This is a genomic window from Amycolatopsis ruanii (genome assembly GCF_003385175.1).
Lineage (GTDB): Bacteria > Actinomycetota > Actinomycetes > Mycobacteriales > Pseudonocardiaceae > Amycolatopsis_E > Amycolatopsis_E thermalba.
In genome coordinates this window covers 1-25,457 of record NZ_PQHY01000020.1, presented here as the reverse complement: position 1 = coordinate 25,457, position 25,457 = coordinate 1, and the positions used below count along the sequence as shown (strand labels likewise).

General features: G+C 71.8%; 23 protein-coding genes. 9 read left to right on the top strand and 14 right to left on the bottom strand.

The genetic code is table 11. The features are described from left to right. Nucleotide 1: 1 nt before the first annotated feature. Nucleotides 2-3,376: a pyruvate carboxylase gene (locus tag D0D28_RS13550; protein WP_116110813.1), complete on the bottom strand. Its 3,375-nt coding sequence runs from the start codon at nucleotides 3,374-3,376 to the stop codon at nucleotides 2-4. Nucleotides 3,377-3,580: 204 nt separating this feature from the next. On the opposite strand from D0D28_RS13550, the gene D0D28_RS13545 reads away from it, so the two are divergent. After that, a complete protein-coding gene (locus D0D28_RS13545) occupies nucleotides 3,581-4,663 on the top strand; it encodes a helix-turn-helix domain-containing protein (protein ID WP_205413254.1) in 1,083 nt (360 codons plus the stop codon). Nucleotides 4,664-5,016: 353 nt separating this feature from the next. Here the strand turns inward: D0D28_RS13545 and D0D28_RS13540 are convergent, their stop codons facing one another. The 3 genes from D0D28_RS13540 to D0D28_RS13530 are packed head-to-tail and all read right to left on the bottom strand — an operon-like array spanning nucleotide 5,017 to nucleotide 9,755. After that, entirely contained in the window at nucleotides 5,017-5,952 is a 936-nt protein-coding gene (locus D0D28_RS13540) for a S8 family peptidase (RefSeq protein WP_116110811.1), read from the bottom strand. Between the two features lie 58 nt (nucleotides 5,953-6,010). Continuing rightward, the gene (gene recG / locus D0D28_RS13535) at nucleotides 6,011-8,164 is read right to left on the bottom strand and encodes an ATP-dependent DNA helicase RecG (RefSeq protein WP_116110810.1); all 2,154 of its coding nucleotides are present in this window, start codon (nucleotides 8,162-8,164) and stop codon (nucleotides 6,011-6,013) included. Between the two features lie 4 nt (nucleotides 8,165-8,168). Continuing rightward, complete coding sequence (locus D0D28_RS13530; protein WP_094007361.1) at nucleotides 8,169-9,755, bottom strand: DAK2 domain-containing protein; 1,587 nt, start codon at nucleotides 9,753-9,755, stop codon at nucleotides 8,169-8,171. A gap of 135 nt (nucleotides 9,756-9,890) precedes the next feature. Here D0D28_RS13530 and rpmB point away from each other — a divergent pair, with 135 nt between their 5' ends. Both rpmB and D0D28_RS13520 read left to right on the top strand, forming a co-directional pair. Further along, nucleotides 9,891-10,082, top strand: coding sequence for a 50S ribosomal protein L28 (gene rpmB, locus D0D28_RS13525; protein ID WP_017987500.1), 192 nt, complete (start codon nucleotides 9,891-9,893; stop codon nucleotides 10,080-10,082). Nucleotides 10,083-10,167: 85 nt separating this feature from the next. Next, the gene (locus D0D28_RS13520) at nucleotides 10,168-10,845 is read left to right on the top strand and encodes a uracil-DNA glycosylase (RefSeq protein WP_116110850.1); all 678 of its coding nucleotides are present in this window, start codon (nucleotides 10,168-10,170) and stop codon (nucleotides 10,843-10,845) included. 515 nt (nucleotides 10,846-11,360) lie between these two features. Here the strand turns inward: D0D28_RS13520 and D0D28_RS13515 are convergent. The 3 genes from D0D28_RS13515 to D0D28_RS13505 are packed head-to-tail and all read right to left on the bottom strand — an operon-like array spanning nucleotide 11,361 to nucleotide 13,328. Then, entirely contained in the window at nucleotides 11,361-11,882 is a 522-nt protein-coding gene (locus tag D0D28_RS13515) for a gamma carbonic anhydrase family protein (RefSeq protein ID WP_094007362.1), read from the bottom strand. Beyond that, nucleotides 11,860-12,339, bottom strand: a complete 480-nt coding sequence (locus tag D0D28_RS13510) for a GNAT family N-acetyltransferase (RefSeq protein ID WP_094007363.1) — start codon at nucleotides 12,337-12,339, stop codon at nucleotides 11,860-11,862. The genes D0D28_RS13515 and D0D28_RS13510 overlap by 23 nt, the downstream gene beginning before the upstream one ends. Before the next feature lie 20 nt (nucleotides 12,340-12,359). After that, nucleotides 12,360-13,328 (bottom strand): thiamine-phosphate kinase, encoded by a 969-nt coding sequence (locus D0D28_RS13505; protein WP_094007364.1) that lies wholly within the window; start codon nucleotides 13,326-13,328, stop codon nucleotides 12,360-12,362. 109 nt (nucleotides 13,329-13,437) lie between these two features. On the opposite strand from D0D28_RS13505, the gene D0D28_RS13500 reads away from it, so the two are divergent. Next, nucleotides 13,438-13,671: an Lrp/AsnC ligand binding domain-containing protein gene (locus D0D28_RS13500; protein WP_017987495.1), complete on the top strand. Its 234-nt coding sequence runs from the start codon at nucleotides 13,438-13,440 to the stop codon at nucleotides 13,669-13,671. A gap of 3 nt (nucleotides 13,672-13,674) precedes the next feature. Next, nucleotides 13,675-14,208, top strand: a complete 534-nt coding sequence (locus D0D28_RS13495; protein WP_116110809.1) for a DUF3515 domain-containing protein — start codon at nucleotides 13,675-13,677, stop codon at nucleotides 14,206-14,208. Between the two features lie 276 nt (nucleotides 14,209-14,484). Here the strand turns inward: D0D28_RS13495 and D0D28_RS13490 are convergent, their stop codons facing one another. Together D0D28_RS13490 and D0D28_RS13485 are read right to left on the bottom strand one after the other, a co-directional pair. Continuing rightward, nucleotides 14,485-15,570: a D-alanine--D-alanine ligase family protein gene (locus D0D28_RS13490; protein ID WP_094007366.1), complete on the bottom strand. Its 1,086-nt coding sequence runs from the start codon at nucleotides 15,568-15,570 to the stop codon at nucleotides 14,485-14,487. A 36-nt stretch (nucleotides 15,571-15,606) separates the two neighbouring features. Then, complete coding sequence (locus D0D28_RS13485; RefSeq protein ID WP_116110808.1) at nucleotides 15,607-16,977, bottom strand: PLP-dependent aminotransferase family protein; 1,371 nt, start codon at nucleotides 16,975-16,977, stop codon at nucleotides 15,607-15,609. 71 nt (nucleotides 16,978-17,048) lie between these two features. On the opposite strand from D0D28_RS13485, the gene D0D28_RS13480 reads away from it, so the two are divergent. After that, on the top strand, nucleotides 17,049-17,699 hold the full coding sequence (locus tag D0D28_RS13480) for a pyridoxamine 5'-phosphate oxidase family protein (RefSeq protein WP_094007368.1): 651 nt from the start codon (nucleotides 17,049-17,051) through the stop codon (nucleotides 17,697-17,699). A gap of 42 nt (nucleotides 17,700-17,741) precedes the next feature. Here the strand turns inward: D0D28_RS13480 and D0D28_RS35610 are convergent, their stop codons facing one another. The 5 genes from D0D28_RS35610 to D0D28_RS13455 all read right to left on the bottom strand — a co-directional run bounded on the left by D0D28_RS35610 (nucleotide 17,742) and on the right by D0D28_RS13455 (nucleotide 21,364). Then, nucleotides 17,742-18,434, bottom strand: coding sequence for a hypothetical protein (locus D0D28_RS35610; protein ID WP_162831055.1), 693 nt, complete (start codon nucleotides 18,432-18,434; stop codon nucleotides 17,742-17,744). Then, a complete protein-coding gene (locus tag D0D28_RS13475) occupies nucleotides 18,431-18,646 on the bottom strand; it encodes a hypothetical protein (protein WP_240323202.1) in 216 nt (71 codons plus the stop codon). Before D0D28_RS13475 ends, D0D28_RS35610 begins: the two co-directional genes overlap by 4 nt. 365 nt (nucleotides 18,647-19,011) lie before the next feature. Then, entirely contained in the window at nucleotides 19,012-19,476 is a 465-nt protein-coding gene (locus tag D0D28_RS13465; RefSeq protein WP_116110807.1) for a cysteine dioxygenase, read from the bottom strand. A 176-nt stretch (nucleotides 19,477-19,652) separates the two neighbouring features. After that, entirely contained in the window at nucleotides 19,653-20,660 is a 1,008-nt protein-coding gene (locus D0D28_RS13460) for an NAD(P)H-dependent glycerol-3-phosphate dehydrogenase (protein WP_116110806.1), read from the bottom strand. 2 nt (nucleotides 20,661-20,662) lie between these two features. Next, the gene (locus D0D28_RS13455) at nucleotides 20,663-21,364 is read right to left on the bottom strand and encodes a lysophospholipid acyltransferase family protein (RefSeq protein WP_116110805.1); all 702 of its coding nucleotides are present in this window, start codon (nucleotides 21,362-21,364) and stop codon (nucleotides 20,663-20,665) included. A 69-nt stretch (nucleotides 21,365-21,433) separates the two neighbouring features. Here D0D28_RS13455 and cofC point away from each other — a divergent pair, with 69 nt between their 5' ends. From cofC to D0D28_RS13440, 3 genes are all read left to right on the top strand, one after another. Beyond that, a complete protein-coding gene (gene cofC, locus D0D28_RS13450; RefSeq protein ID WP_116110804.1) occupies nucleotides 21,434-22,072 on the top strand; it encodes a 2-phospho-L-lactate guanylyltransferase in 639 nt (212 codons plus the stop codon). A 116-nt stretch (nucleotides 22,073-22,188) separates the two neighbouring features. After that, nucleotides 22,189-24,375: an RNA degradosome polyphosphate kinase gene (locus D0D28_RS13445; RefSeq protein ID WP_116110803.1), complete on the top strand. Its 2,187-nt coding sequence runs from the start codon at nucleotides 22,189-22,191 to the stop codon at nucleotides 24,373-24,375. Continuing rightward, a complete protein-coding gene (locus tag D0D28_RS13440) occupies nucleotides 24,372-25,310 on the top strand; it encodes an NUDIX hydrolase (RefSeq protein ID WP_116110802.1) in 939 nt (312 codons plus the stop codon). Before D0D28_RS13445 ends, D0D28_RS13440 begins: the two co-directional genes overlap by 4 nt. Nucleotides 25,311-25,457: the final 147 nt, after the last annotated feature.

Sequence of the window (25,457 nt, the reverse complement as noted above, 5' to 3'; positions counted from 1 at the left end):
GTTACTCCAGCACGATCAGCAGGTCACCGCCCTCGACCTGCTGCACCGAGTTGATCGCCAGGCGCACCACCTTGCCCGATTCGGACGCGGTGATCGCCGCCTCCATCTTCATCGCCTCGATGGTCGCGACCGTGGCGCCCGCGGCGACCTCGTCGCCCTCGGCCACCGACAGCGTGACCACACCGGCGAACGGCGCGGCGACGTGCTTCGGGTTGGACTTGTCGGCCTTCTCCGCCGCCGGCAGGTCCGAGGCCACCGACCGGTCGCGCACCTGGATCGGCCGCAGCTGCCCGTTCAGCGTCGCCATCACCGTCCGCATGCCGCGCTCGTCGGCCTCACCGACGGCCTCCAGCTCGAACAGCAGCCGCACGCCCGGCTCCAGGTCGACCGCGTACTCCTCGCCCGGGCGCAGACCGTAGAAGAAGTCCTTGCTGGACAGCACGCTGGTGTCGCCGTAGGCGCGGCGGTGCTCCTCGAACTCCTTGGTCGGCCCGGGGAACAGCAGCCGGTTGAGCGTCGCGCGGCGGTCCTTCGCCAGGCCCTCGCGGTCCTCGGCGGACAGCTCGGTCTCCGGCTTCGGTTCGGCGCGGCCCTCGAGCGCCTTGGTGCGGAACGGCTCCGGCCAGCCGCCGGGCGGGTCGCCCAGCTCGCCGCGCAGGAAGCCGATCACCGAGTCCGGGATGTCGTAGCGGTTCGGCTCGGCCTCGAACTTCTCCGGCTCGACCCCCGCGCCCACCAGGTGCAGCGCCAGGTCGCCGACCACCTTGGACGACGGCGTGACCTTGACCAGGTGGCCCAGGATGCGGTCGGCCGCCGCGTACATCGCCTCGATCTCCTCGAAGCGGTCGCCCAGCCCGAGCGCCTTGGCCTGCGTGCGCAGGTTGGACAGCTGACCGCCGGGGATCTCGTGGTCGTACACGCGGCCGGTCGGCGAGGCCAGGCCCGCCTCGAACGGCGCGTAGATCTTGCGCACGATCTCCCAGTACGGCTCCAGGTCGCCGACCGCCCGCAGGCTCAGCCCGGACGGCCGCGGCGAGTGGTCGGTGGCCGCGACGATCGCCGACAGCGACGGCTGCGAGGTGGTGCCCGCCATCGACGCGACGGCGCCGTCCACCGCGTCCGCCCCGGCGCCGATCGCCGCCAGGTAGGTGCCCAGCTGACCACCCGCGGTGTCGTGGGTGTGGATGTGCACCGGGAGGTCGAACTCCTTGCGCAGCGCGGAGACCAGCTTCTCCGCGGCCGGCGCGCGCAGCAGGCCGGCCATGTCCTTGATCGCCAGGACGTGCGCCCCGGCGCCGACGATCTGCTCGGCCAGCTTGAGGTAGTAGTCCAGCGTGTAGAGCTTCTCGCCGGGGTCGGACAGGTCCGAGGTGTAGCAGAGCGCGACCTCGGCGACGGCCTTCCCGGTCTCCCGCACGGCCTCGATGGCCGGGCGCATCTGCTCGACGTCGTTGAGGGCGTCGAAGATGCGGAAGATGTCGATGCCGGTGTTGGTGGCCTCCTCGACGAAGGCGTTGGTCACCTCGGTCGGGTACGGCGTGTAGCCGACCGTGTTCCGGCCGCGCAGCAGCATCTGCAGGCAGATGTTCGGCACGGCCTCGCGCAGCTTCGCCAGCCGCTCCCACGGGTCCTCGGCGAGGAACCGCAGCGCGACGTCGTAGGTCGCGCCGCCCCAGCACTCCAGGGACAGCAGCTGCGGCAGCGTGTGCGCCACGACCGGCGCGACGGCCAGCAGGTCCTTGGTGCGCACGCGGGTCGCCAGCAGCGACTGGTGCGCGTCGCGGAAGGTCGTGTCCGTGACACCCAGCGTCGGCGACTCGCGCAGCCACCGCGCGAATCCCTCCGGGCCCAGCTCGGCCAGCTTCTGCTTCGACCCCGCCTGCGGCTCGGCCGAGGGCAGCGACGGCAGCTTCGTGGCCGGGTCGATCAGGCGCGGCCGCTCGCCGTGCGGCTTGTTGACCGTGACGTCGGCGAGGTAGGTCAGCAGCCGGGTGCCGCGGTCGGCGGAGTGCCGCGCGGTCAGCAGGTGCGGCCGCTCCTCGATGAACGAGGTGGTGACGCGCCCGGCGGCGAAGTCCGGGTCGTCGAGCACGGCCTGCAGGAACGGGATGTTCGTGGACACGCCGCGGATGCGGAACTCGGCGAGCGCGCGGCGGGCGCGGCCCACCGCGGTCTTGAAGTCCCGGCCGCGGCAGGTGAGCTTCACCAGCATCGAGTCGAAGTGCGCGCTGATCTCGGTGCCGGCGAACGCGGTGCCGCCGTCGAGGCGGATGCCCGAACCGCCGGGCGAGCGGTAGGCGCTGATCATGCCCGTGTCCGGGCGGAACCCGTTGGCCGGGTCCTCGGTGGTGATGCGGCACTGCATCGCGGCGCCGCGCAGGTAGACCTTCTCCTGCGACAGGCCGAGGTCGGCGAGCGTCTCGCCGGAGGCGATGCGCAGCTGCGACTGCACCAGGTCGACGTCGGTGACCTCCTCGGTCACCGTGTGCTCGACCTGGATGCGCGGGTTCATCTCGATGAAGACGTGGTTGCCGTCCCGGTCGAGCAGGAACTCGACGGTGCCCGCGTTGCGGTAGCCGATCTTGCGGGCGAACGCGACGGCGTCGTTGCAGATGCGGTCGCGCAGCTCGGGGTCGAGGTTGGGGGCGGGCGCCAGCTCGATGACCTTCTGGTGCCGCCGCTGGACGGAGCAGTCGCGCTCGAAGAGGTGGATGACGTTGCCGGCGCCGTCGGCGAGGATCTGGACCTCGATGTGCCGCGGGTCGACGACGGCCTTTTCCAGGAACACGGTGGGGTCGCCGAAGGCCGACTCGGCCTCGCGCATCGCGGCCTCGATCGACTCGCGCAGGTGCGCGGGATCGTTGACGCGGCGCATGCCGCGGCCGCCACCACCGGCGACGGCCTTGACGAAGACGGGGAACCCGATCTCCTCGGCCGCGGCGGTCAGCTCGTCGACGTTCGTGGACGGCTGCGACGAGCCGAGCACCGGCACCCCGGCCTCACGCGCGGCCGCGACGGCGCGCGCCTTGTTACCGGTCAGTTCCAGGATTTCCGCGCTCGGGCCGACGAAGGTGATGCCGGCTTCCTCGCACGCGCGCGCGAGATCGGGGTTCTCGGACAGGAATCCGTAGCCGGGGTACACCGCGTCCGCACCGGCTTTCCGCGCGGCGCCGACGATCTCTTCCACGTCGAGGTAGGCGCGGACCGGGTGTCCCGGTTCGCCGATCTCGTAGGCCTCGTCGGCCTTCAGACGGTGCAGCGAGTTGCGGTCCTCGTGGGGGAACACCGCCACTGTGCCCGCGCCCAGCTCGTAGCCCGCGCGGAACGCCCGGATGGCGATTTCCCCGCGGTTGGCGACCAGCACCTTGCGAAACATGCCCGGTCCTTCCCTGTTCACGGATCGGTAGTGCTGTGACGTTACCTTGCCGATCCCGCTCATCGGGAGTTCAGTCCCGGGTGATGGACATCATCCGGAACGTGCGCATGCCGCACAGTGGTGCGGGGTAATGCAGCTTCCTCGATTGCGTCGATAGAACCAACCACGCTTGACATGTGCGAAAATCGCACTAACCGTGGCTGTGTGGAATGGACCGAGATCGGCGAGCGCGTGCGTGAGGCGCGCTTGGGCGCTGGGCTGTCCCAGGCCGAGCTGGCCGCCGAGATCGGTCTGGACCGCACGATGGTCGTGAAAATCGAGCGTGGAGCGCGACGTCTGGACGCCCTTGAGCTGGCGCGTCTCGCCGAGGCACTCTCAGTGTCGATCGGGTACTTCCTGGACGCGCGCCCGGCGGTGGTCTCCCGGCGCAGCAGCCTTCCCTTGGACGACACCGGAACGAACTCCGGGCGCGCTGAGTCACGCCTGGAAGCCGCCTTGTTCGAGTGGCTACGGGACGTCCGCCAACTGGTGGACCTCGGACAGCTACCGCCCCTGGATGTGGTGATTTTTCCGGGCAAGGTCGACGGGCTACCAGCGGCGCGGGAAGCTGCATCCTGGCTACGTGAGCACCTGGACCTTGGCACCAGGCCCATTGACACGATGATGTCGGTATGCGAGCGCGCCGGACAGTTCCTGCTCGTCACTGAGCTGACTGGGGACGGTGCTTCGCTGACGGACGACGGGCTGGCAGTGGCGGTCGTGAACAGTGCGGCCGACCCCGGTCGTCGCCGTGCCACTGCCGCTCACGAGCTGGGCCACCTCGTTCTGGGCGATGAGTATTCGACGGATCTCGGTGTCGCGGCTTCGCGCGAGGAAAGAGAGCGAGCCATCGGCGCGTTCGCCGCCGAACTGCTGTTGCCGGTCGCGGTGATCACCGACGGCTGGCCGCGAGACGAGAGCGTGGCCCGCGAATATCTGATCGAACTCGCCGCACGCTATCGGACGTCCTGGTCGACAGCGCTCAGACAAGCGCAACACGCAAAGGTCATCGACGGGAGCACGGCCCGTCGATGGCGCACACCGACACGCGCCGAGATACTCGAAGCCCTCGGATGGGCTCCGCAGCCCGGTCTGACCTCGGTGACGGTTCCGCCCACCTTCGCACACGCGGTGATCCAAGCCTGGAGGTTCGACAAGATCACCTCGAACCGAGCCGTCGAACTGCTGCACGGTCAGATCACGATCGAGGATCTGCCTCTGCGCAACGAAGCCGAGTCGGCGCCCTGATCGATGCTCGCCTTCGACACGACCTGTCCGAGTCACTTCGCACTTGCAGAACGCCTCGACGTCCTGTTTCGCGAAGAACCTCGCAACCTCGGGGAGCCCAGCGTCTTTGCCGTCGTGGAGCGACAAGGCGGCATCGCTGTCACCGACGATCGCGACGCGGTAAGGGTCGGGCGCGCCTACGGTCTGCCTGTGCACGGAAACGGTGTGGCTCCTCGCCCGTGCTTGCGGCAACGGGAAGGTCACCGAGGTCAGTGCGGGCAACCTCACCGAGTGCCTCCGCGACACCGGAATGAGGTTGCCCTGCACCGGGCGCGACTTCGGCGCCTTCAGCCGCCGTCACGGGCTTCTGCAATTCAGCTCGCCGCGTTCTCCTTCTCGAACCGCGTGTACAGCAGCCGGTTCGGTGTGCCCTGCGGCAGGCCGGTCAGCACGTCCGGCGTCGAGTTGTTGATCAGGGCGTCCATCACCTGCTGGGGCGTCTTGTCGGGGTACTGGGCCCGGTAGAGCGCCGCGGCGCCCGCGACGAACGCCGCCGCCATCGAGGTGCCCGAGAACGGCGTCGCGGCGGTCGCCCCCGGCGCGGTCGACGGCACGTCCACCCCCGGCGCCAGCAGGTCCACCCCCAGCCCGAAGTTCGACTTCGGCGCGAAGGCGTCCGCCTTGTCCACCGCTCCCACGGTCAGCAGCTCCGGGATCCGCGCGGGCGAGGAGAACGACGAGTCCACCCCCGACCACCCGGCCGCCGCGACCACCGGCATCACGCCGATCAGCCGCCGCACCGCGTTGTCCAGGCCGTCGGACGCGGGCCCGCCGAAACCGATCACCGCGACGGCGGGCTGCTTCGCGTTCTGGGTGACCCAGTCGATGCCCGAGATGATGTTGTTGAGCCGCCCGTTGCCCTTGTCGTCGAGCACCTTGACCGGCACGATCCGCGCGGCCTTCGCGACGCCGAACTCCGTGCCGGCCACGATCCCGGCCATCCGCGTGCCGTCGCCGTTGCCGTCGGCCGGGTTGTCGGTGCCGCCGACGAAGTCCTTGCCCGGGTCCACCCGCCCGGCCAGGTCCGGCAGCGCCGCGTCGACCCCGGTGTCGATCACGTACACCGTGACGCCCTCGCCGGTGCTGTCGTAGTGGTAGGTCTGGTCGCCGGCCTTGCCGCGCTGGTCGATCCGGTCCAGGGCCCAGCTCGGCGGGTTCTGCTGCGCACCGGGCGCGGCCGAAGCCGGCGCCACGGCGGCGAGGACGAGCAGTGCCGAACCGATGACCGCGCGTAATCCAGTCTTGAGCACGCCTCAGCGTTGCGCCGCCGGAGATCACGCACAACTCGGGCCGTCGCCCGATCGTGCGTCAGGACTTCTCGAGGTACTCGGCGCGCTCGGAATCGACCAGGTCGGACACCATGTGCGCCAGGCCCGGATGCCGGTCCAGCGCCGGGTCGCCGCTGACGATCTCCTGCGCCCGCTCCCGCGCGGCCGCGATGACGTCTTCGTCGCGCAGCAGCGAAAGCAGCTTGAGGCTGGAGCGCTTGCCGGACTGGGTCGCGCCCAGGATGTCGCCCTCGCGCCGCAGCTCCAGGTCCAACCGGGACAGTTCGAACCCGTCCGTTGTGGACTCCACCGCCGCCAGTCGCTCGCGCGTCGCGGTGCCGTCCAGCGTCTCGGTGACCAGCAGGCACAGCCCGGGCACGCTGCCCCGGCCCACCCGGCCACGCAGCTGGTGCAGCTGGCTGACCCCGAACCGGTCGGCGTCCATGATCACCATCATCGTCGCGTTCGGCACGTTCACGCCGACCTCGATCACCGTGGTCGCGACCAGCACGTCCAGCTTGCCCGCCGCGAACGCGCGCATCACGGCGTCCTTGTCGTCGGGCGGCATCCGGCCGTGCAGAATCCCCAGGCGCAGCTCCGACAGCGGCCCGTTCTCCAGCTCGGCGGCGACGTCGAGCACCGCCAGCGGCGGACGGCGGTCGCTGTTGTTCGACGCCGGCTCGTCCCCGATCCGCGGGCACACCACGTACGCCTGGTGGCCCTTGCGGACCTCCTCGACCAGCCGCTGCCACGCCCGGTCCAGCCACGCCGGCTTCTCCGCGACCGGCACCACGCTCGTCTTGATCGGCGACCGCCCGACCGGCATGTGCCGCAGCGCCGAGGTTTCCAGGTCGCCGTAGACCGTCATCGCGACCGTGCGCGGGATCGGCGTCGCGGTCATGACCAGCACGTGCGGGCTGCCGCCGTTCGCCGCGCGGGAACGCAGCGCGTCCCGCTGCTCGACGCCGAACCGGTGCTGCTCGTCCACCACCACCAGGCCCAGATCGGCGAAGGACACCGTGTCCTGGATCAGCGCGTGCGTGCCGACGACGATCCCCGGGCCGCCGCTGGCGGTGTCCAGCAGCGCCTGCTTGCGTTCCTTCGTCGACATCGACCCGGTCAGCAGCGTCACCTTCGTCGCGTTCTCCGCGGCGCCCAGCTCACCGGCCTGCCCCAGGTCGCCGAGCATCTCGCGCAGCGACCGGGCGTGCTGCGCGGCGAGCACCTCGGTGGGCGCGAGCATCGCGGCCTGGCGGCCGGAGTCGACCACCTGGAGCATCGCCCGCAGCGCGACGACCGTCTTGCCGCTGCCGACCTCGCCCTGCAGCAGCCGGTTCATCGGGTGCTCGCTGGCGAGGTCGGCGGCGATGTCCTCGCCCACCGCGCGCTGGCCCTCGGTCAGCTCGAACGGCAGCCGCTGGTCGAAGGCGTCCAGCAGGCCGTCCGTCGTGCGCGCGCACGCGGGCGCCGGCCGGGACACCGCGGAGTACCGGCGTTGCGCGAAGATCAGCTGCACCGCCATGGCCTCGTCCCACTTCAGCCGGTCCCGCGCGGCCTCCAGCGCGTCGCGGTCCTTGGGGCGGTGGATGTTGTGCAGCGCGTCGAACAGGTCCATGAGCTGGCGGCTGTCGAGCAACTCGCGCGGCATCGGGTCCTCTTCGCGCTCCAGGGTGTCCAGCACCTGGCGCACGCACCGCGCGATGGACCACGACGGCATCCCGGCCGCGGCCGGGTAGACCGGGATGATCGCGCCCACGAAGTCGTCCATCGCGCTGTCGTCGTCGCCGTCGAGCATCTGGTACTCGGGGTTGGCGAGCTGGAGCGTGTTGCGGAACGCGGTGACCTTGCCGGCGAACAACCCGGTGCGACCCAGCCGCAGCTGCCGCTCGTGCTGGTGCGGGCGGCCGAAGAACGCGCACGACAGCCTGCGGTGGCCGTCGGTGATGACCAGTTCCAGGATGTGCCCCGGCTTGTTGCGCATGCGGCGCATGTTGACCTTCTCCACGCGCGCCATGACGGTCGCGTGCTCGCCGATCTCCAGCCCGGCGATGTCGGTCAGCTCACCGCGCTCGGCGTAGCGGCGCGGGTAGTGCCGCAGCAGGTCCGCGACGGTGTGGATGTCCAGCGACTCGGCGAGCGCCTTCGCGGTCCTGGCGCCCAGCAGCGGGGGCAGCTTGTCACGCAGTCCGGTCACGCGTTCACTCCACACCGATCAGCAGCACGGCGTCGGCCTGGCCGCCGGGGTAATCCACGAACTCCACCTCCGGTCGCTGCGCCCGCAACCGCTCCCGCAGCTCGTCGGTCAGGCCCGGCGGCGCCTCGGTCCCGGTCAGCACGGTGACCAGCTCGCCGCCGACGGCCAGCATCCGGTTCAGCACACCCAGCGCCGCCTCGGCGGGCTCGGCGCCGGCCGGTTCGACGAGCACGACCTCGCCGTCGACGAAACCGATCAGGTCACCGGCGTGGGCCCGTCCCACCCAGGTTATCGACTCCTCGGCGGCGACCACGAGCTCGCCACGCCGCGTTGCCGCGGCCGCCTCGGCCATGGCCACGACGTCGTCGTTCGCGCGGCGCTGCACGTCGTGCACGGCCAGCGCGGACAGCACCTGGACCGGCGACGCGCACGGGATGACCACCACGTCCCGGTCGCCGATCATCGGGTGGCCGGCGGCGTCGTCGGCGGCCCTGGTCAGGCTCGCGCCGCCGGCGAGGACGGTGATGTGACCGGCCGCCCGCTCGGTGATCAGGCCGAGCATCTCCTCGACGCTCGGCGTGGCGTGGTCGGGCACCGCGAGCACCGCGACGCCCTCCTCCCGCAGCAGCGCGGCCAGCTCCTCGCCGTGCACGACGGCGACCACCGCGCGGTCCGGGCCGGACGGCGGTTCGATCGGGGTCGGTGTGATCAGCGGTTCGACGCGGATGTTGCTCGGCGTGCCCGCCCGCAGACCGGCCTCGATCGCGGCACCGATGTCCGCGCAGTGCACGTGGACGGCGTGTCCCCCGCTGCCGTCCCCGGCCACGGTGACGCTGTCCCCCAGTTCGGACAGCGCCCGGCGCAGGACCGGGACGTCCGCGTCGGCGACGCCGTCCAGCAGGTACATGACCTCCCACGCGTAGGGGGCCGGCTCGGCGTCCGGTTCGCCGCGGGTGTGCGCCTCGCAGGAGTGCGCGATCTGGGTCTCGGTGCCGGTGACCACGCCGGCCAGGGCGTCGAAGACCGCGACGAGCCCGCGCGCGCCCGCGTCCACGACCCCGGCCGCGGCGAGGACCGGCAGCTGGTGCGGGGTCTGCTCGAGGGCTTCCGAAGCGGCCTTGGCGGCGATCGCGACGACGTCGGCGAGGTCACCGGGCTGCGTGACCGCCTGGGCCACGGCCTGCAGGACGCTGAGCATCGTGCCCTGGACCGGGCGGGCGACCGCGTCGGTGGCGGTGCGGTGCGCGTTCGCCAGGGCCTTGGCCAGGGTGGGCCCGTCCAGCTCGCTCGCGGCGGCGGCGGTTTCGGCGAGACCGCGCAGGACCTGCGAGAGGATCACGCCGGAGTTGCCGCGCGCGGCGAGGACGGCGCCCCGGGCGAGCACGGACAGTGCCGTCGCCGCGCTGTCCGTGGCGGGTTCGGCGATCAGGCGGGCGTGCGCGCCGGACATGGTGTGCAGCAGGTTGGAGCCGGTGTCGGAGTCGGCGACCGGGTAGACGTTGATGCCGTTGATGGCCGGGCACAGCACCTCCAGGCTGTGCACGCAGGCCGCCGCCCACGCTGTGATGGCATGCTCGTCCAGAGCCCGCACCGCCGACCTCCTCCCTGGTCAGGCCAGGGTAGCGACCCGGTCGCCGGAGGGCGAAGGACCGTCGTTTACTATGGTCCGAGTGTCCGGCCCGCGCCGGGCGTGTTTTGTCTTCCCTGATCGTCAAAGGAGTTCGACGTGGCTGCCGTGTGCGACGTCTGTGGCAAGGGACCGGGCTTCGGCAAGTCCGTCTCGCACTCCCACCGGCGTACCAACCGCCGCTGGAACCCGAACATCCAGACCGTGCACGCCAAGATCGGCGTGTCCCAGCGCAAGCGGCTGAACGTCTGCACCTCGTGCCTGAAGGCCGGCAAGGTCGTTCGCGGCTGATCGCTGCAGACTTCATCGGAAACGGCGGGTGCCCTGCGGCATCCGCCGTTTTCGCGTGCCCGGGGTGGCGCTAGAGTACGCCGCCGTGGCTGCGAAACCGTTGCACGAAGTCGTTGAGGCCGGCTGGGCGAAGGCGCTGGACCCGGTCGCCGACCGGATCGCCGCGATGGGTGAGTTCCTGCGCGCGGAGATCGCCGCGGGTCGCAAGTATCTCCCGGCGGGCGAGCACGTGCTGCGGGCGTTCCAGCAGCCCTTCGACGACGTCAAGGTGCTGATCGTCGGCCAGGACCCGTACCCGACGCCGGGCCACCCGATCGGGCTGAGCTTCGCGGTGGCGCCGGAGGTGCGGCCGCTGCCGAAGAGCCTGATCAACATCTACCAGGAGTACTGCGACGACCTCGGCTACCCGGCGCCGTCCAACGGTGACCTCACGCCGTGGACCGAACAGGGCGTGCTGCTGCTCAACAGGTCGCTGACCGTGCGCCCCGGTTCGCCCAATTCGCACAAGGGCAAGGGCTGGGAAGAGGTCACCGAGCAGGCGATCCGCGCGCTGGCCGCCCGCGGCAAGCCGATGGTGGCGATCCTGTGGGGCAGCAACGCGCGCAGCCTGAAGCCGCTGCTCGGCGGGGTGCCGTGCATCGAGTCGGTGCACCCGAGCCCGCTGTCCGCCCGCAACGGCTTCTTCGGGTCGAAGCCCTTCAGCCGCGCGAACGAGCTGCTGCAGCGGCAGGGCGCCGAGCCGGTGGACTGGAAGCTGCCCTAGGTCGAGCGGCCACGGGGCGAGCCGACCTGGCCGTGAACGGCCTGTTCCGGCGCTGGCAGCGCGCCGGAGTGTGGAGGCTGATCCTGGCGGCGTTGCAAGCGCGTGCGGACGCGGCGGCCTGATCACCAGCGGAGTCGGGCAGCGCGAGCCGGCTGATCACGGCCTGGTGCTCGCGGTGTGGATGGACCGCCAAGCTGCATCTGGCCATCGAACAGGGCCAAAAGCCGCTGTCACGCCACCCGGTACGACAAGCTCGCCGGCCGCTACGAGGCAACCGTCCACCTCATGGCAATCACGAGTGGCTTCCTCGTTCAGGAAACACCGCCCTAGCCCAGGCGAGGGGCGGCGTGCCGCTGCCCCGCTCGCCGCCACGGCTCCCGTTCCGGCGGGCCGCACCATCGCCCGAAGCGGCCGGGCCCGGCACCGAGCGGCGCCGCGCCGAATCGCTGCCGCCGCTCAGGCGGCCGGCCCGGGCGCCCCGGCCCGCGCACGGCAACTCTCCTGATCGGCCGTCCCTAATCCAGCCGTCGCAGGGCGGTGCGGAACCATTGCGCCCGCTCGACGTAGCCGTCCACCACGCGCTGGATCTTGTCCGGCCCGAACGACGTGTTCTCCCGCACCTTGGCCGGCACCCCGAGCGCGATGTGCCCGGACGGCACGTGCGCCGAATACGACAGCACCGCCCCGGCGCCGACCATCGCGCCGTCTTCGATCACGCTGCCGTTCAGCACCACCGAACCCGAGGCGATGAGGCAACCGGTGCCGATCCGCGCGCCCTCCACGTGCACCGCGTGCCCGATCGCCGACGACGGGCCCAGGATCGTCGGGTCCTGGGCGGTGCAGTGCAGCACGCACCCGTCCTGCACGTTGGACCGCTCGCCGATCTCGATGTAGCCGTGGTCCCCGCGCAGCACGGCCTGCGGCCACACCGACGCGTCCGGCCCGATCCGCACGTCGCCGATCACCGTGGCGTCCGGGTGCACGAACGCCGTCGGGTGGATCGACGGGGTCAGCTCACCCAGCGCGTAGATCGCCACTCGAATCCTCCAAGTCCTTGCCCAGGTACACCGACAGCGGATCGTCCCGGTAGTGGCCGAACGCCGGAACGTCGGTGTAGCCGGCCGACCGGTACAGCGCGATCGCCTCCGGCTGCTTCAGCCCGGTCTCCAGCACGAGCCGCCGTCGCCCGGCCGCGAGCGCCGTCCGCTCCAGCTCCGCCAGCACCGCGCGGGCGAAACCCTTGCCCCGAGCGGCATCGGCGACGTACATGCGCTTCAGCTCGACCTCGTCGTCACCGCGGGCACGCCAGCCACCGCAGGCGACCGGCTCCCCGTCCAGGTAGCCGACGACGAACAACCCCAGCGGCGGCGCGAACTCGGCCGGATCGACCGGGGTGGCGTCCGTTTCGCCGTACCGCACGACGTACTCCTGCTGCACGGCGTCGATCAGCTCGACCGCGTCCGGATCGTCGTAGGCGACCACGCGAAGGTCCATAACGGGTCACCGTAACGGGGTCAGCGCCAGTGCTCCCAGCCACTTTCGCCGTGGTACTGCTCACCGTCGACCGTCACGCCCGAATCGGCCAGCGTGACCGAGCCGATCCGCCGCCAGCCCTCGGGCAGGTCGGCGAACGACGGGAACGTGGCGACCAGCGCGTGGTCCTCGCCGCCGGTCAGCACCCAGGTCAGCGGGTCCGCGCCCAGCGCGGTGCCCACGTCGACCAGCTTCTGGTCGACCTCCAGGTGCTCGGTCAGCACGTCGATGCCCACGCCGGACGCCTCCGCGATGTGGCCGAGGTCGGCGAGCAGGCCGTCCGAGACGTCGATCATCGCCGTCGCCCCGGCGATCGCGGCCGCGGGGCCGGCGGCGTAGTCCGGTTCGGGCGCGCGCTGGGCGTTGACGACCGCGACCGGCGAGCGGAAACCGCGGCCGAGCGTGGCCAGACCGGCCGCGGCCCAGCCCAGCCGCCCGGACACCGCGACGATGTCCCCCGGCCGCGCGCCCGAACGCGTCACCGGCGCGCGGCCCTGCAGGTCACCGAGCGCGGTGATGCTCACCACGAGCTGGTCGGCGCGCACCATGTCGCCGCCGACGACCCCGGCGCCGGCGCGCTGCGCTTCCGCCCACAGGCCGTCGCTGAGTTCCCGGACGACCTTCGCGGGCGTGTCCGGCGGGCAGGCGAGCCCGACGAGGACGGCCGTGGGCACCGCGCCCATCGCGGCGACGTCGGCGAAGTTCTCCGCCACCGCCTTGCGCCCGACCTGGTCCGGAGTGGACCAGTCCAGCCGGAAGTGCACGCCCTGGACGAGGACGTCGGTCGTGGCGACCACCCGCCCGTCGGGCGCGGCCACGACCGCGGCGTCGTCGCCGGGTCCGAGGAGGGTCGGCGCGGGTTGTCTTCGGTTCTCGGTCACGGCGCGGATGAGGCCGAACTCACCCATTCCGGCGACCGTGCCGGAGTCGGATGCCTGGTGGGTTGACATGCGTCACCTCGGTCGCTCGATAGTCGGATGACCTAAATTCGTGGTTCGTGCGGTAGGTTCTCACCACGTTCCTACCTTGAGTTCGACGCCGGAGACGAAGGGGCGCGCCGTGGTCCACGCATACATCCTCATCCAGACCGAAGTCGGCAAGGCCGCCGCGGTCGCGGCGGAGATCGCCGGGATCCCCGGCGTCACCAGTTCCGAGGATGTGACCGGCCCCTACGACGTGATCGTGCGCGCCGAAGCCGACAACGTCGACCAGCTCGGGCAGCTCGTGGTCGCGAAGGTGCAGGGTGTCGAGGGCATCACGCGCACGCTGACCTGCCCCGTGGTGCACCTGTAAGCGATGCCGGACACCGAGACCGGGGCACCGCCGCGGGCACTGCTGGTGGTCGCGGCCGTGGTGGTGGTCGTGCTGGCGGCCGGGGTCGCGGTCATCGGGCTGGTGGTGCGCGGCTCCGGTGACGAGGCGGGCCCGCTGGCGCTGGTGCCGGTGGACGCCCCGCAGGCCGGTTCGGCCGGGTGCGCGCAGCTGATCCCGGCGATGCCGGCGCAGCTGGACTCGAAGGGCACCGCGCTACCCCGCCGGACGATCGCCGAACCCGCCCCGGAGGCGACGATCGCGTGGGGCTCCCCGGAGTCGATCGTGCTGCGCTGCGGGTTGGGCAAGCCACCGGAGCTGACGCCGACGAGCCAGTTGCGGGTGGTCAGCGGAGTGCAGTGGCTGCCGGTGGAGGGCCCGGGCTCGTCGACGTGGTACGTGGTCGACCGGGCGGTGTACGTGGCGCTGACGGTGCCCGACTCCGCGGGGACCGGGCCGCTGCAGCAGATCTCGGACACGGTGGCGGCCACGCTGCCCGCGGTGCCGCTGCGCTTCTGAGCGCAGGGCCCCTGGCTCGGCCGGGAAGTGGCGGCGCGGTCCCCGGCTCCGCCAGGACCAGCGGCCGCGCCCCGATGCAGCCCGGTCCGGGCCGTGCGCGACCGGCGCACTGTGCCGCTGCGCTTCTGAGCGCAGGGCCCCTGGCTCGGCCGGGAAGTGGCGGCGCGGTCCCCGGCTCCGCCAGGACCAGCGGCCGCGCCCCGATGCAGCCCGGTCCGGGCCGTGCGCGACCGGCGCACTGTGCCGCTGCGCTTCTGAGCGCAGCGGCCGGCGGCCTCAGCGCAGCCCGGTGCCCCGTGCCAGCGCGGTGTCGATCAGCGTCGTCAGCAGGGTGCGGTAATCCACGCCGGTGACCTGCCACATCTTCGGGTACGCCGACGTCGCCGTGAAGCCGGGCATCGTGTTGACCTCGTTGACCGTCAGTTCGCCGTTCGGGCCCACGAAGAAGTCCACCCGCGCCAGGCCCTGGCAGTCGAGCGCCTGGAACGCCTTCACCGCCTGCGCGCGCAGCTTCTCGGTGACCGAATCGTCCAACTTGGCGGGGATGTCCAGCTCCGCGTCCTCGCCGATGTACTTCGTCTCGAAGTCGTACCAGGCGGACTCGTCGTCGGAGAGCACGCGCACCTCGGCCGGCAGCGACGCCTCCACCCGGCCGTCCGGGAACTCCAGCACGCCGCACTCGACCTCGCGCCCCGGCACCGCCGCCTCGACCAGCACCTTCGGGTCGGTCTCGCGCGCCAGGGCGATCGCCGCGTCCAGGTCGGCCCAGTCGGTCACCTTGCTGATCCCGATCGACGACCCCGCCCGCGACGGCTTGACGAACACCGGCAGCCCCAGCCGTTCCCGGTCCGCCTCGTCCAGAGTGGACTGTCCGCGGCGCAGCTCGACGTAACGCCCGACCGGCAGGCCCTCCGCGGCGAGGAGCTTCTTCGCGTAGCCCTTGTCCATCGCCACCGCGCTGGCCAGCACGCCCGGCCCCACGTACGGGATCCCGGCCAGCTCCAGCAGCCCCTGCAGCGTGCCGTCCTCACCGAAGGCGCCGTGCAGCACGGGGAAGACGACGTCGACACCACCGAGCGCCTCGGCGCCGGGCTCGGTCACGACCAGCTCGCGCCGCGTCGGGTCCCCGGCGAGGACCAGCGACTGGCCGCCGTCGACGGAGGGCAGCCGCCGGTCGGAGATCGTGAGGGTCTTCGGGTCGGCGGTGCCCAGCACCCAGCCGCCCTCGCGGGTGATCCCGATGGGCACGACCTCGAAGCGGTCGCGGTCCAGATGAGCCAGCACGCTGCCCGCCGACAGGCACGAGATCGTGTGCTCGGTGCTCCGGCCGCCGAACACCACGGCCACCCGCGTCTTCCTCATGGGCCGTCACCCTACCGGGCTCTTGCCCTGATCCGATCAGCGCAGTAAGCCCACCAGCTCGTCCAGCGCGCCGCCCAGCGCCTCGCGCGAACAGCCCGCGTAACCGATCGCCACGCCATACGCCGTGGGCGTTCCCGCGAAGTGGCGGGCCAAACCATCGAGACGGATCCCGCGCATCCGTCCCGCCGCGAGGCACTCCCGTTCGGCCTCGGCGGACGTGAACGGCACCACCAGGTGCGCGCCCGCGTCGTCGCCCAGCACCGGAATCCCGGCCGCCCGCAAGGCCGACACCAGCACCACCCGCCGCTCGGACAACTCACGGCGCAGTTTCCGCAGGTGACGGCCCAGGTCACCGTGCCGCGCGAGCTCGATCAGCACGCGCTGCCCGGCCGGCGACGGACGGGTTCCGGTGCGGTCGCGGTGCCCCAGCACCGACGACGTCACCGCGCCCGGCGCGACCATCCAGCCGGCGCCGAGGGTGGGCGTGAGGATCTTGCTGGTCGTGCCCAGGTGCACCACGACGTCCGGCGCGAGCGCGGCCAGCAGCGGCAGCGGGGCGACGTCGAACCGCAGCTCACCGTCGTAGTCGTCCTCGATGACGAGCATGTTCTCGGCGCGGGCCCGCTCGACGAGCTCCACCCGGCGGGCCGCGTTGAGCCGCGACCCCATCGGGTACTGGTGCGCCGGCGAGCAGTAGACGCCGCGCACGCCGGGCGGGATCGCGTCGGTGCGCAGGCCCTCGCCGTCCACCGGCACCCCGACGACCTTCAGCCCGGCGCTCAGGAACGCCTCCACCGCGCGCTGGTAGCCGGGCTCCTCGACGGCGACCGTGTCCCCGGCCCGGAACACGGCCCCGGCCAGCTCGAACACCGCGGCGGTGGTGCCGCCGGTGGCCAGCACGGAGTCGGTGCCGACCGCCAGCCCGCGGTGGCGCAGCAGGTGCTCGGCGATCGCCGCCCGGTACTCCGGCAGGCCGGCGCGGTGCGCGCGGGTCAGCGGCGGGGTGTCGGCGGCGGCGCGCCAGGCCCGGCGCCAGGCGGCACGGTCGATGCCCGCCGCCCACGGCGTGCCCGGGGTGAGGTCGAGCAGCTCGTCCGGTTCGGCGACCTCGCCCGGGACCGCCCGGTGGACCGGCCGGTCGCTCGGTGGTGAAGTGGTGACGTAGGTGCCCGAGCCGTGCCGCCCGGTGATCCAGCCTTCGGCGTGCAGCTGGTCGTAGGCGGCCGAGGTGACCGTGCGGCTCACGCCCAGCAGCGCGGCCAGGGCGCGGGTGGACGGCAGCCGGTCGCCGCCGCGCAGGTGCCCGGTCGCGGCCGCGTCGCGCAGGGCGTCGGCGAGCTGCACGGCCAGCGGGGTCCCGGACTCGCGGTCGAGGGCGACGGGCAGCGCGGTGGCGGGCTGGGACACGCGAAGTGGCCTTTCGTTTTGCTCCGAAAGTGGATCTACTGGAAGTCCACTATACGCCGCATGCTGACGGCATGACCACACTCTCGCCGACCCCGCGCAGTACCCTGACCCGCAAGAAGGACCGCGCGGCCACCGATCGCGAGCGCCTGTACGAGGTGCTCGACGAGGGCCTGATCTGCCACCTCGGGCTGGTGCTGAACGGCTCGCCCGTCGTGGTGCCCACCGGGTACGGCCGCGACGGCGACACGCTGTACTTCCACGGCTCGACCGGTTCGGGGAACCTGCGCGCGGCGGCGCGGGGCATCGACGTGTGTGTGACGGTCACGCTGGTCGACGGTCTGGTGTACGCGCGCTCGCTCAACAACCACTCGATGAACTACCGCAGCGCGGTGGTGCACGGAACCGCGCGGCTGGTGACGGGCGAGGAGAAGATGCACGGGCTGCACGTGGTGACCGAGCACCTGACGCCGGGCTCGTGGGACCACGCGCGGGCGGTGAACGCGAAGGAGCTGGCGTCGGTTTCGGTGCTGGCGCTGGACCTGGCGGAGGCGTCGGTGAAGATCCGCGCGGGCGAGCCGATCGACGATCCGGAGGACATGGACAGCCACGAGATCTGGGCCGGGGTGGTGCCGGTCCAGACCACCTTCGGCGAGCCGGTGCCGGCCGCGTACACGCCCGAGGGCGCGCCGATTCCGCCGCACGTGCGTGCTCGTGGCCGGTAGCGCGGGGGCTCGCCGACGCCGTGCTCCGCGGGGGAGCGCGGATCACTCGTCGCCGCCGGTGATGTCGCCTACGCTCGTCGGGATGCCCTTGATCATGTCGATGATCGTCTTGCCGGCGAGGCCCCGGTAGCCGAACCACGGGTCCGTCAGGTACTTGATCGCCTGCTCGAACTTCTCGGCGCCCGCCGGGCCGAACAGCGTGCCCAGCTGCGCCACCGAGAAGTTGCTGATCTTGTCGAACCTCTCCAGCATCGCGGGCGTGACACCCTCGATTTCGGACAGCTCGTCCTTGATCGTCTGGGACATCTGCTCGGACAAGCAGTGGTGCGTCTTGGGGTCCGGCGCCGGGCCGTTCGAACCGGGCTTCGCCGACGGGGGCTTGGCTCCGGCGAGGTCCACCAGCTTCCGGGTCAGCTCGGCGATCTTCGCGCCGATCTTGCCCAGCGCGGTCGCCACCATGCCGATCGTGGTGCCGATGAAGACCACGATCGACGCCCCGAACGACACCGGCGCCAGCGCCGCCGCGATCAGCGCGCCCTTGATGATCGTCGCCAGCAGCATGGCGATCAGGTCGCGCACGATGCCGCGGAAGGCGCCCACCAGGCCACCGGCGACCTTCATCGACTTCCCGGCGTTCTCCAGGTAACCGCCGATCGGGTCGAGCACGAGCCCCAGCGTCTCCAGCGCCATCCCGGCCGTGTGCAGGCCGACGTCCCCGGGCTGGTACTCGCTCACGCCGTGAATCCCAGCAACCCGGCGGCGGTCCCGGAGTCGTGCGCGTCGTGGGCCTTCGCGGCTTCGCGCACGTTGTCCGCGAACTCGGTGATCGTGCCCGAGTACGTGTTCAGCTGATCCTCGGCCTTGCCGCACCACAACGTCACACCGGCGCCGAAGATCTGCCCCGCCATCCCGAAGATGCCGATGTCGCCGACGCACCCGCCGACCACCCCGGCCGTCCCCGGCCGTCCCCGGGCGCGGCCGTCGCGGAACCGGCGGTGTCGCTTCCGCCTCGGGCTGGGCGAAGTCCTCCGGCTCGTCCTCGACCGGCGGCAGGAAACTCCGGATCACGTCGGCGGATTCGCCCTCACCGGCGATCACCACGAACGAATCGGCGACCGTCCGCGCGGCCCGCCGCTGCCCCTCCCGCACGGCCTGCATGATCGCCGCGGTGAGCCGGGCCGAGGTCGCACGCGCGGTGCCCGGGTTCGAGGCGTTGCAGCGCACCGTTCGGCGCGATCGTGACGGTCACCGACCCGTCCGGGGACCGCACCGTCGGCGACACTTCGCCGAGCTTTCCCGAAGGGGCGAAACGTCAGTCGCGCACCGGTCCGGCGACCGGATCCAGGTGGTACGGCCGCATGACCCGGCCGCCGCTGCGGTAGACGTGCACGCTGATCGCCGGGTCGGGGCCGTCGTTGCGCACCTGGTGCACGTACCCGGGCCCGAAGACCCGCGACTGCCCCGCCGACAACGGGTGCACCTCGGTCACGCCGCGCCGCGCGACGGTTTCGGTGAGCCGACCGCTGACGACGGTGAACGCGCCCGTCGAATGCCCGTGGTCGTGCAGGTCGGTGTGCTGGCCGGGCAGCCAGCCCATCAGCCAGATCTCCTCGTCCGCACGCGCTTCGACGAGCGCGGAGAACCGCGTGTCCGGGTCGTAGCGCAGCAGGTGCCGCCAGCGGTCGCGGTCGGCGGCGAACTCGAGCGCGACGCGCACCGGGTGGCGCAGGACGGGCTTTTCGGTCAGGGCAATGGTGTTGTCCGGAACGGCGAACATGAAAACAGGTGTCCTCGGAAGTAAAAGGGGTTGTCGGCAGGCTGGGCTGGGTCAGCGACAACAACAAGGACACAGCGCGGCCGCACGGCGGAGATCCCGCCGGGTCATCTGGCCACGCGTCGTCATGGCGCCCACCCAACCAGCGGGCCGGGCGGGCGTCAACTCCGTTCCACCTACTAGGACCACTCGTGTTTCTGCCTGCGCCCGAGCAGCTCGGCGCCCACCTGCCGCGGGTCGGCGCCCTCGTGGCACACGCGGTGCATCGCGTCCGTGATCGGCATGTCGACGCCGTGTTTGCGCGCCAGCTCCCGGATGGACGTGCACGACATCACACCCTCGGCGACCTGGCCGCCGCCGGCGGCCTGCGCCTGCTCCAGCGTCTCGCCCCGCCCCAGCCGCTCGCCGAACGTGCGGTTGCGCGACAGCGGGGACGAACACGTCGCCACGAGGTCGCCGACCCCGGCGAGCCCGGCGAAGGTCAGCGGGTCGGCGCCCAGCTTCGTGCCCCGGCGCGCGATCTCCGCCAGCCCGCGCGTGATGAGCGTGGCCGTGGTGTTGGCGCCCAGGCCCATGCCGACCGCCATGCCGCAGCTCAGCGCGATGACGTTCTTCGCCGCGCCACCGACCTCGCAGCCCACCACGTCGGTGTTGGTGTAGGGCCGGAAGTAGGAGTTGAAGCTGGCCTGCTGGATCGCGACCGCCCGGTCGTGGTCGGTGCACGCGAGCACCGCGGCGGCCGGCTGCCCCTGCGCGATCTCGCGCGCCAGGTTCGGGCCGGACACCACCACGATCTCGTTCCCGGACACCCCGCTGATCTCGGCGATCACCTCGCTCATCCTCTTGAGCGTGCCGAGTTCGACACCCTTGGCGAGGCTGACCAGGATCGCGCCGGAGGGCAGGAGCTCCCGCCAGCCGGTGAGGTTCGCGCGCAGGCTCTGGCTCGGCACGGCCAGCACGACCGCCTCCGCACCGGCCAGCGCCTCGGCCGGATCGTGCGTGGCCGTCAGGTTCGCGGGCAGCTCGATGTCCGGGAGGTATCCGCTGTTGCTGTGCTTGTCGCGGATCTCCCCGGCCATCTCGGCTCGCCGGGCCCACATCGTCACGTCCCGGCCCGCGTCGGCGAGCACCTTGGCGAACGCGGTGCCCCACGAACCCGCGCCGAGCACGGTGATGCGCTGCACCATCGTCAGTCCGCCACCTCGGGCTTGCGCGCCGGCGGCTGTTCGCCGCGGACCTCGGCCAGCAGCTCGGTGACCCGCTCCATGAGCAGTTCCGTCACCTCCCGCAGCAGCGGCCCGGTCTGCGGCTTGCCGCGGTAGGCGGACAGGTCGACCGGGTCGCCGACCTTGTGCGTCACGGTCGTGCGCGGGATGAGCCGCACCTTCTTGTGGTAGAAGTCCAGGATCTGCTGGGTGCCCCAGCGCGCGACCGGGATCACCGGGACGTCGTTGTCCAGCGCCAGCCGCGCGACCCCGGTGTGGGACCGCTTCGGCCAGCCGTTCGGGTCCTTGGTGATGGTGCCCTCGGGGTAGATGACGACGACCTTGCCCTCCCGCAGCGCCTGGTGCGCGGCGCGGAGGCTGTCCCCGGCCTGCGCCGATCCGCGGTAGACCGGGATGCTGCCCGCGCCCACCAGGATCTTGCCGAAGATCGGCGTCCGGGCGAGGCTGTCCTTGGCCAGGAACCGCGGGACGCGCTTCTGGCGGTGGATGAACACCGCGTCGACGGCGGGGTCCATGTGCGAGACGTGGTTCATGACCACCAGCGCCGGGCCCTCCCGCGGGATGCGCTCGGCGCCGGTGTAGACCCGCCTGCCGATCCAGCTCACCGGGTAGAACAGCACCGCGGCGGCTCCGACCCAGAACCCGCCCTTCTCACGACCGGCCAAGACTCCTCCTGCTGTGGTGTGTGCTGCCGGTAGCTGATCCTAGGTGCACGATTGCGGAAAGATGGGGGCGTGCCCGTACCCGCCGAAATCTCCGGCCTGATCGTCCCGCTGAAGCCGCCCCGCGCGGGCAAGTCCCGCCTGCGCGGAGCCGTCGGCGAGCGCGACCACCCGGCGCTCGTGCTGGCCCTGGCCTGGGACACCCTGGCCGCGGCCACCGCGGCGGGGGTGCGCCGCGTGCTGGTGGTCGCCGCCGATCCGGCCGCGGTGTCCGGCCTGCGCCGCCCCGGTGTGGAGATCGTCCGCGAGCACGGTCCGGCCGACCTCAACGCGGCGCTGCGGCAGGGCGAGGCGCTGCTGCGCGAGCGGGACCCGGACGGCGTCGTCGGAGCGATTCAAGCCGATCTGCCCGCTTTGCGTCCCGCGGACCTGGCCGCCGCGCTCGACGCGGCGGGCGGGCGGCGGGCGTTCACCGCGGACGCCGAGGGCACCGGCACGACACTGCTGCTGTCGGCACCCGGCGCGCCGCTGGATCCGCGGTTCGGCCCGGGTTCGGCCGCGGCGCACGCCGGGTCCGGCGCGGTGCCGCTGGAGCTGGACGTGCCGTCGCTGCGCCGGGACGTGGACACCCCGGCGGATCTGGACGAGGCGTGCGAGCTGGGCGTGGGCGCCCGCACCCGGGCGTTGCTCTGCGCACAGGAGGTGGCGTGAACATCACCCGGCCGCTGGGCGAACTGCTCCGGGTGGTCCTCAAGAGCACAGGTGAACTGCTCAATCTCTCACTCGGCGTATCGGCAGGCAGGCCCGAAGTAAGGAACAATGCCAGTGTGAGCAGCGACGAGACCCTTCCCCCGGCAACGACCCCACCGGCGTCCGGCGAGACCGCCGCGCCCACGAGATTCCGCGCCATCCCGTCCGCGCCCCCGGCGGTGACCCCGTCGTCGGACCTGCCGCCGGCGTCCCTGCCCGACGACCGGTACTTCAACCGCGAGCTGTCGTGGCAGGACTTCAACGCCCGGGTGCTGGCGCTGGCCGAGGACGCCTCCCAGCCGCTGCTGGAGCGGGCCAAGTTCCTCGCCATCTTCGCGTCCAATCTGGACGAGTTCTACATGGTCCGGGTGGCCGGGCTGAAGCGCCGCGACGAGACCGGGCTGCCGGTGCGCAGCGCCGACGGGCTCACCCCGCGCGAGCAGCTGGCCTACATCGCCAAGCGCAACCAGGACCTGGTCGAGCGGCACACCGCCGCGTTCGAGGAGCACGTCCGCCCGGAGCTGGCCAAGCACGACATCCAGATCGTGTGCTGGGCCGATCTGGAGCCGGACGACCAGGCACGCCTGTCGGACTACTTCTCCGAGCAGATCTTCCCGGTGCTCACGCCGCTGGCGGTCGACCCGGCGCACCCGTTCCCCTACATCTCCGGGCTGTCGCTGAACCTGGCCGTCACCGTGCGGGACCCGGACCTGGGCACCGAGCGGTTCGCCCGGGTCAAGGTGCCGAACAACGTGCCGCGCCTGATCCGCGTCGAGCAGCAGCGGGAGAGCCGCGTCGCGACGTTCCTGCCGCTGGAGGAACTGATCGCCGCGCACCTCGGTGAGCTGTTCACCGGCATGGAGGTCACCGAGCACCACGTTTTCCGGGTGACCCGCAACGCCGACGTGGACGTGGACGAGGACCGCGACGAGGACCTGCTGCAGGCGCTGGAGCGGGAGCTGGCGCAGCGCCGGTTCGGCCCGCCGGTGCGGCTCGAGGTCGCCAACGACATGAGCGAGCACGTGCTCGACCTGCTGCTGCGGGAGCTGGAGGTCGACCCGCACGACGTGGTCGAGGTGCCGGGCCTGCTGGACCTGACGTGCCTGATGCAGCTTTCCAGTTTGGACCGCAAGGAACTGAAGGACCGCCCTTTCGTCCCGGCCACGCACCCGGCGTTCGGTGAGCACGAGACGCCCAAGAGCGTCTTCGCCACCCTGCGCGAGGGCGACGTGCTCGTGCACCACCCCTACGACTCGTTCTCCACGAGCGTGCAGCGGTTCATCGAGCAGGCCGCCAGGGACGACAAGGTGCTGGCCATCAAGCAGACGCTGTACCGCACCTCCGGTGACTCCCCCGTCGTGAACGCGCTGATCGACGCCGCCGAGGCGGGCAAGCAGGTCGTGGCGCTGGTGGAGATCAAGGCCCGCTTCGACGAGGAGGCCAACATCACCTGGGCCCGCGCGCTGGAGCGGGCCGGGGTGCACGTGGTCTACGGGCTCGTCGGGCTCAAGACGCACTGCAAGGTCGCGATGGTGGTGCGCCAGGAGGGCTCGACCATCCGCCGCTACTGCCACATCGGCACCGGCAACTACAACCCGAAGACGGCGCGGTTGTACGAGGACGTCGGCCTGCTGACCGCGGACCCGGACATCGGCGCGGACATCACCGACCTGTTCAACGTGCTGACCGGGTATTCGCGGCAGGACACCTACCGCAACATCCTCACCTCGCCGGCCGGGATCCGGCGCGGCATCCTGCGGCTCGTCGACGAGGAGATCGAGCACAAGCACGCCGGCGCGGAAGCCGGTATCCGCATCAAGTGCAACTCGCTGGTCGACGAGCAAATCATCGACGCGCTCTACCGGGCCTCCGCCGAAGGGGTTCCGGTGGAGATCGTGGTGCGGGGTATTTGCGCCCTGAAACCCGGCGTGCCCGGACTGTCCGAGAACATTTCCGTCCGGTCCATTCTCGGGCGGTTCCTGGAGCATTCCCGCATCTTCCATTTCCTCGGCGGGCGCACCTACTGGATCGGCAGCGCGGACATGATGCACCGCAACCTCGACCGCCGGATCGAGGCGATGGTGCAGGTCAAGGACGTGCGACTGACCAGGCAACTGGACGACATCCTGGATTCGGCGCTGGACCCGGCGACGCGCTGCTGGGTGCTGACCGACAACGGCGAGTGGCAGCCCTCGCCCGCGGACACCTCGCAGGTCCGCGACCACCAGAACGAGTTGTTGAAGAAGCACGGGGCCAACGGGTGAGTTCTGTTCGTGTCCGCGCCGCGGGTGCGGTGCTGTGGCGGACCGGTCCGGGCGGGGTCGAGGTGGCGGTGGCCCACCGGCCGCGGTACGACGACTGGTCGCTGCCGAAGGGGAAGCTCGACGACGGGGAGACCCTCCCGGCCGCGGCGGTGCGGGAGATCGCGGAGGAGACCGGGTTCCGGGCGCGTCTGGGGCGGCACCTGAAGACGGTGCGGTACACGGTGGAGGCCGGGCCGAAGACCGTCGACTACTACAGCGCGGCGGTCGTCTCGGGCGCCTTCGAGCCCAACGAGGAGGTCGACGAGCTGCGGTGGCTCCCGCCCGCGGAGGCGGCGGGGCTGCTGACGTACGACGGCGACCGGTCGGTGCTGGACGAATTCGAGGCGCTGCCCGCGGGGTTGACGACACTGCTGCTCGTGCGGCACGCGAAGGCCGGGAAACGGGACGAGTGGCGCGGCGACGACGACCTGCGCCCGCTGTCCCCGAGCGGCCTTCGCCAGGCGGCGGCGCTGCGGGTGCTGCTGCCACTGTTCGGACCGGACCGGGTGGTGGCCGCGCCGCGGTTGCGGTGCGAGCAGACGGTGCGCGGCCTGGCGGACGACCTCGGGGTCCCGGTGGAGCACGAGGACCTGATGGCCGAGGAGCACTACTGGAACGACCGGGCGGCGGGACTGGCCCGGCTGCTGGCGCTGGTGTCGGCGGGTGGGTCGCCCGTGGTGTGCAGCCAGGGCGGGGTGATCCCGGACCTCGTGGAGCGGCTGGCTGTCCGGGACGGCGTGCGCCTGCCGGTCGACGGGGGCGAGAAGGTGCCGAGCAAGAAGGGCTCGGTGTGGGTGCTGTCGTTCCGGGCGCCGCCCGGCAACGGAGGCCCCCAGCTGGTGGCGGCTGACTACCTGCCGACCGCACTCCCGAAGCCGGTGACGAGCCGGGTGTAGTCCCGTCCGGCCGCGACGGTGGTGCTCCTTTCTCCGGTCAGCAACCGTCGGCCGGCAACGCAAGCCAGCCCGCTCCAACCAACGAACCGGCGGCCGGCAAGGCAAGCGGACCGACCACGCCGCACACCTCCCCCGCCCCCGATCCAC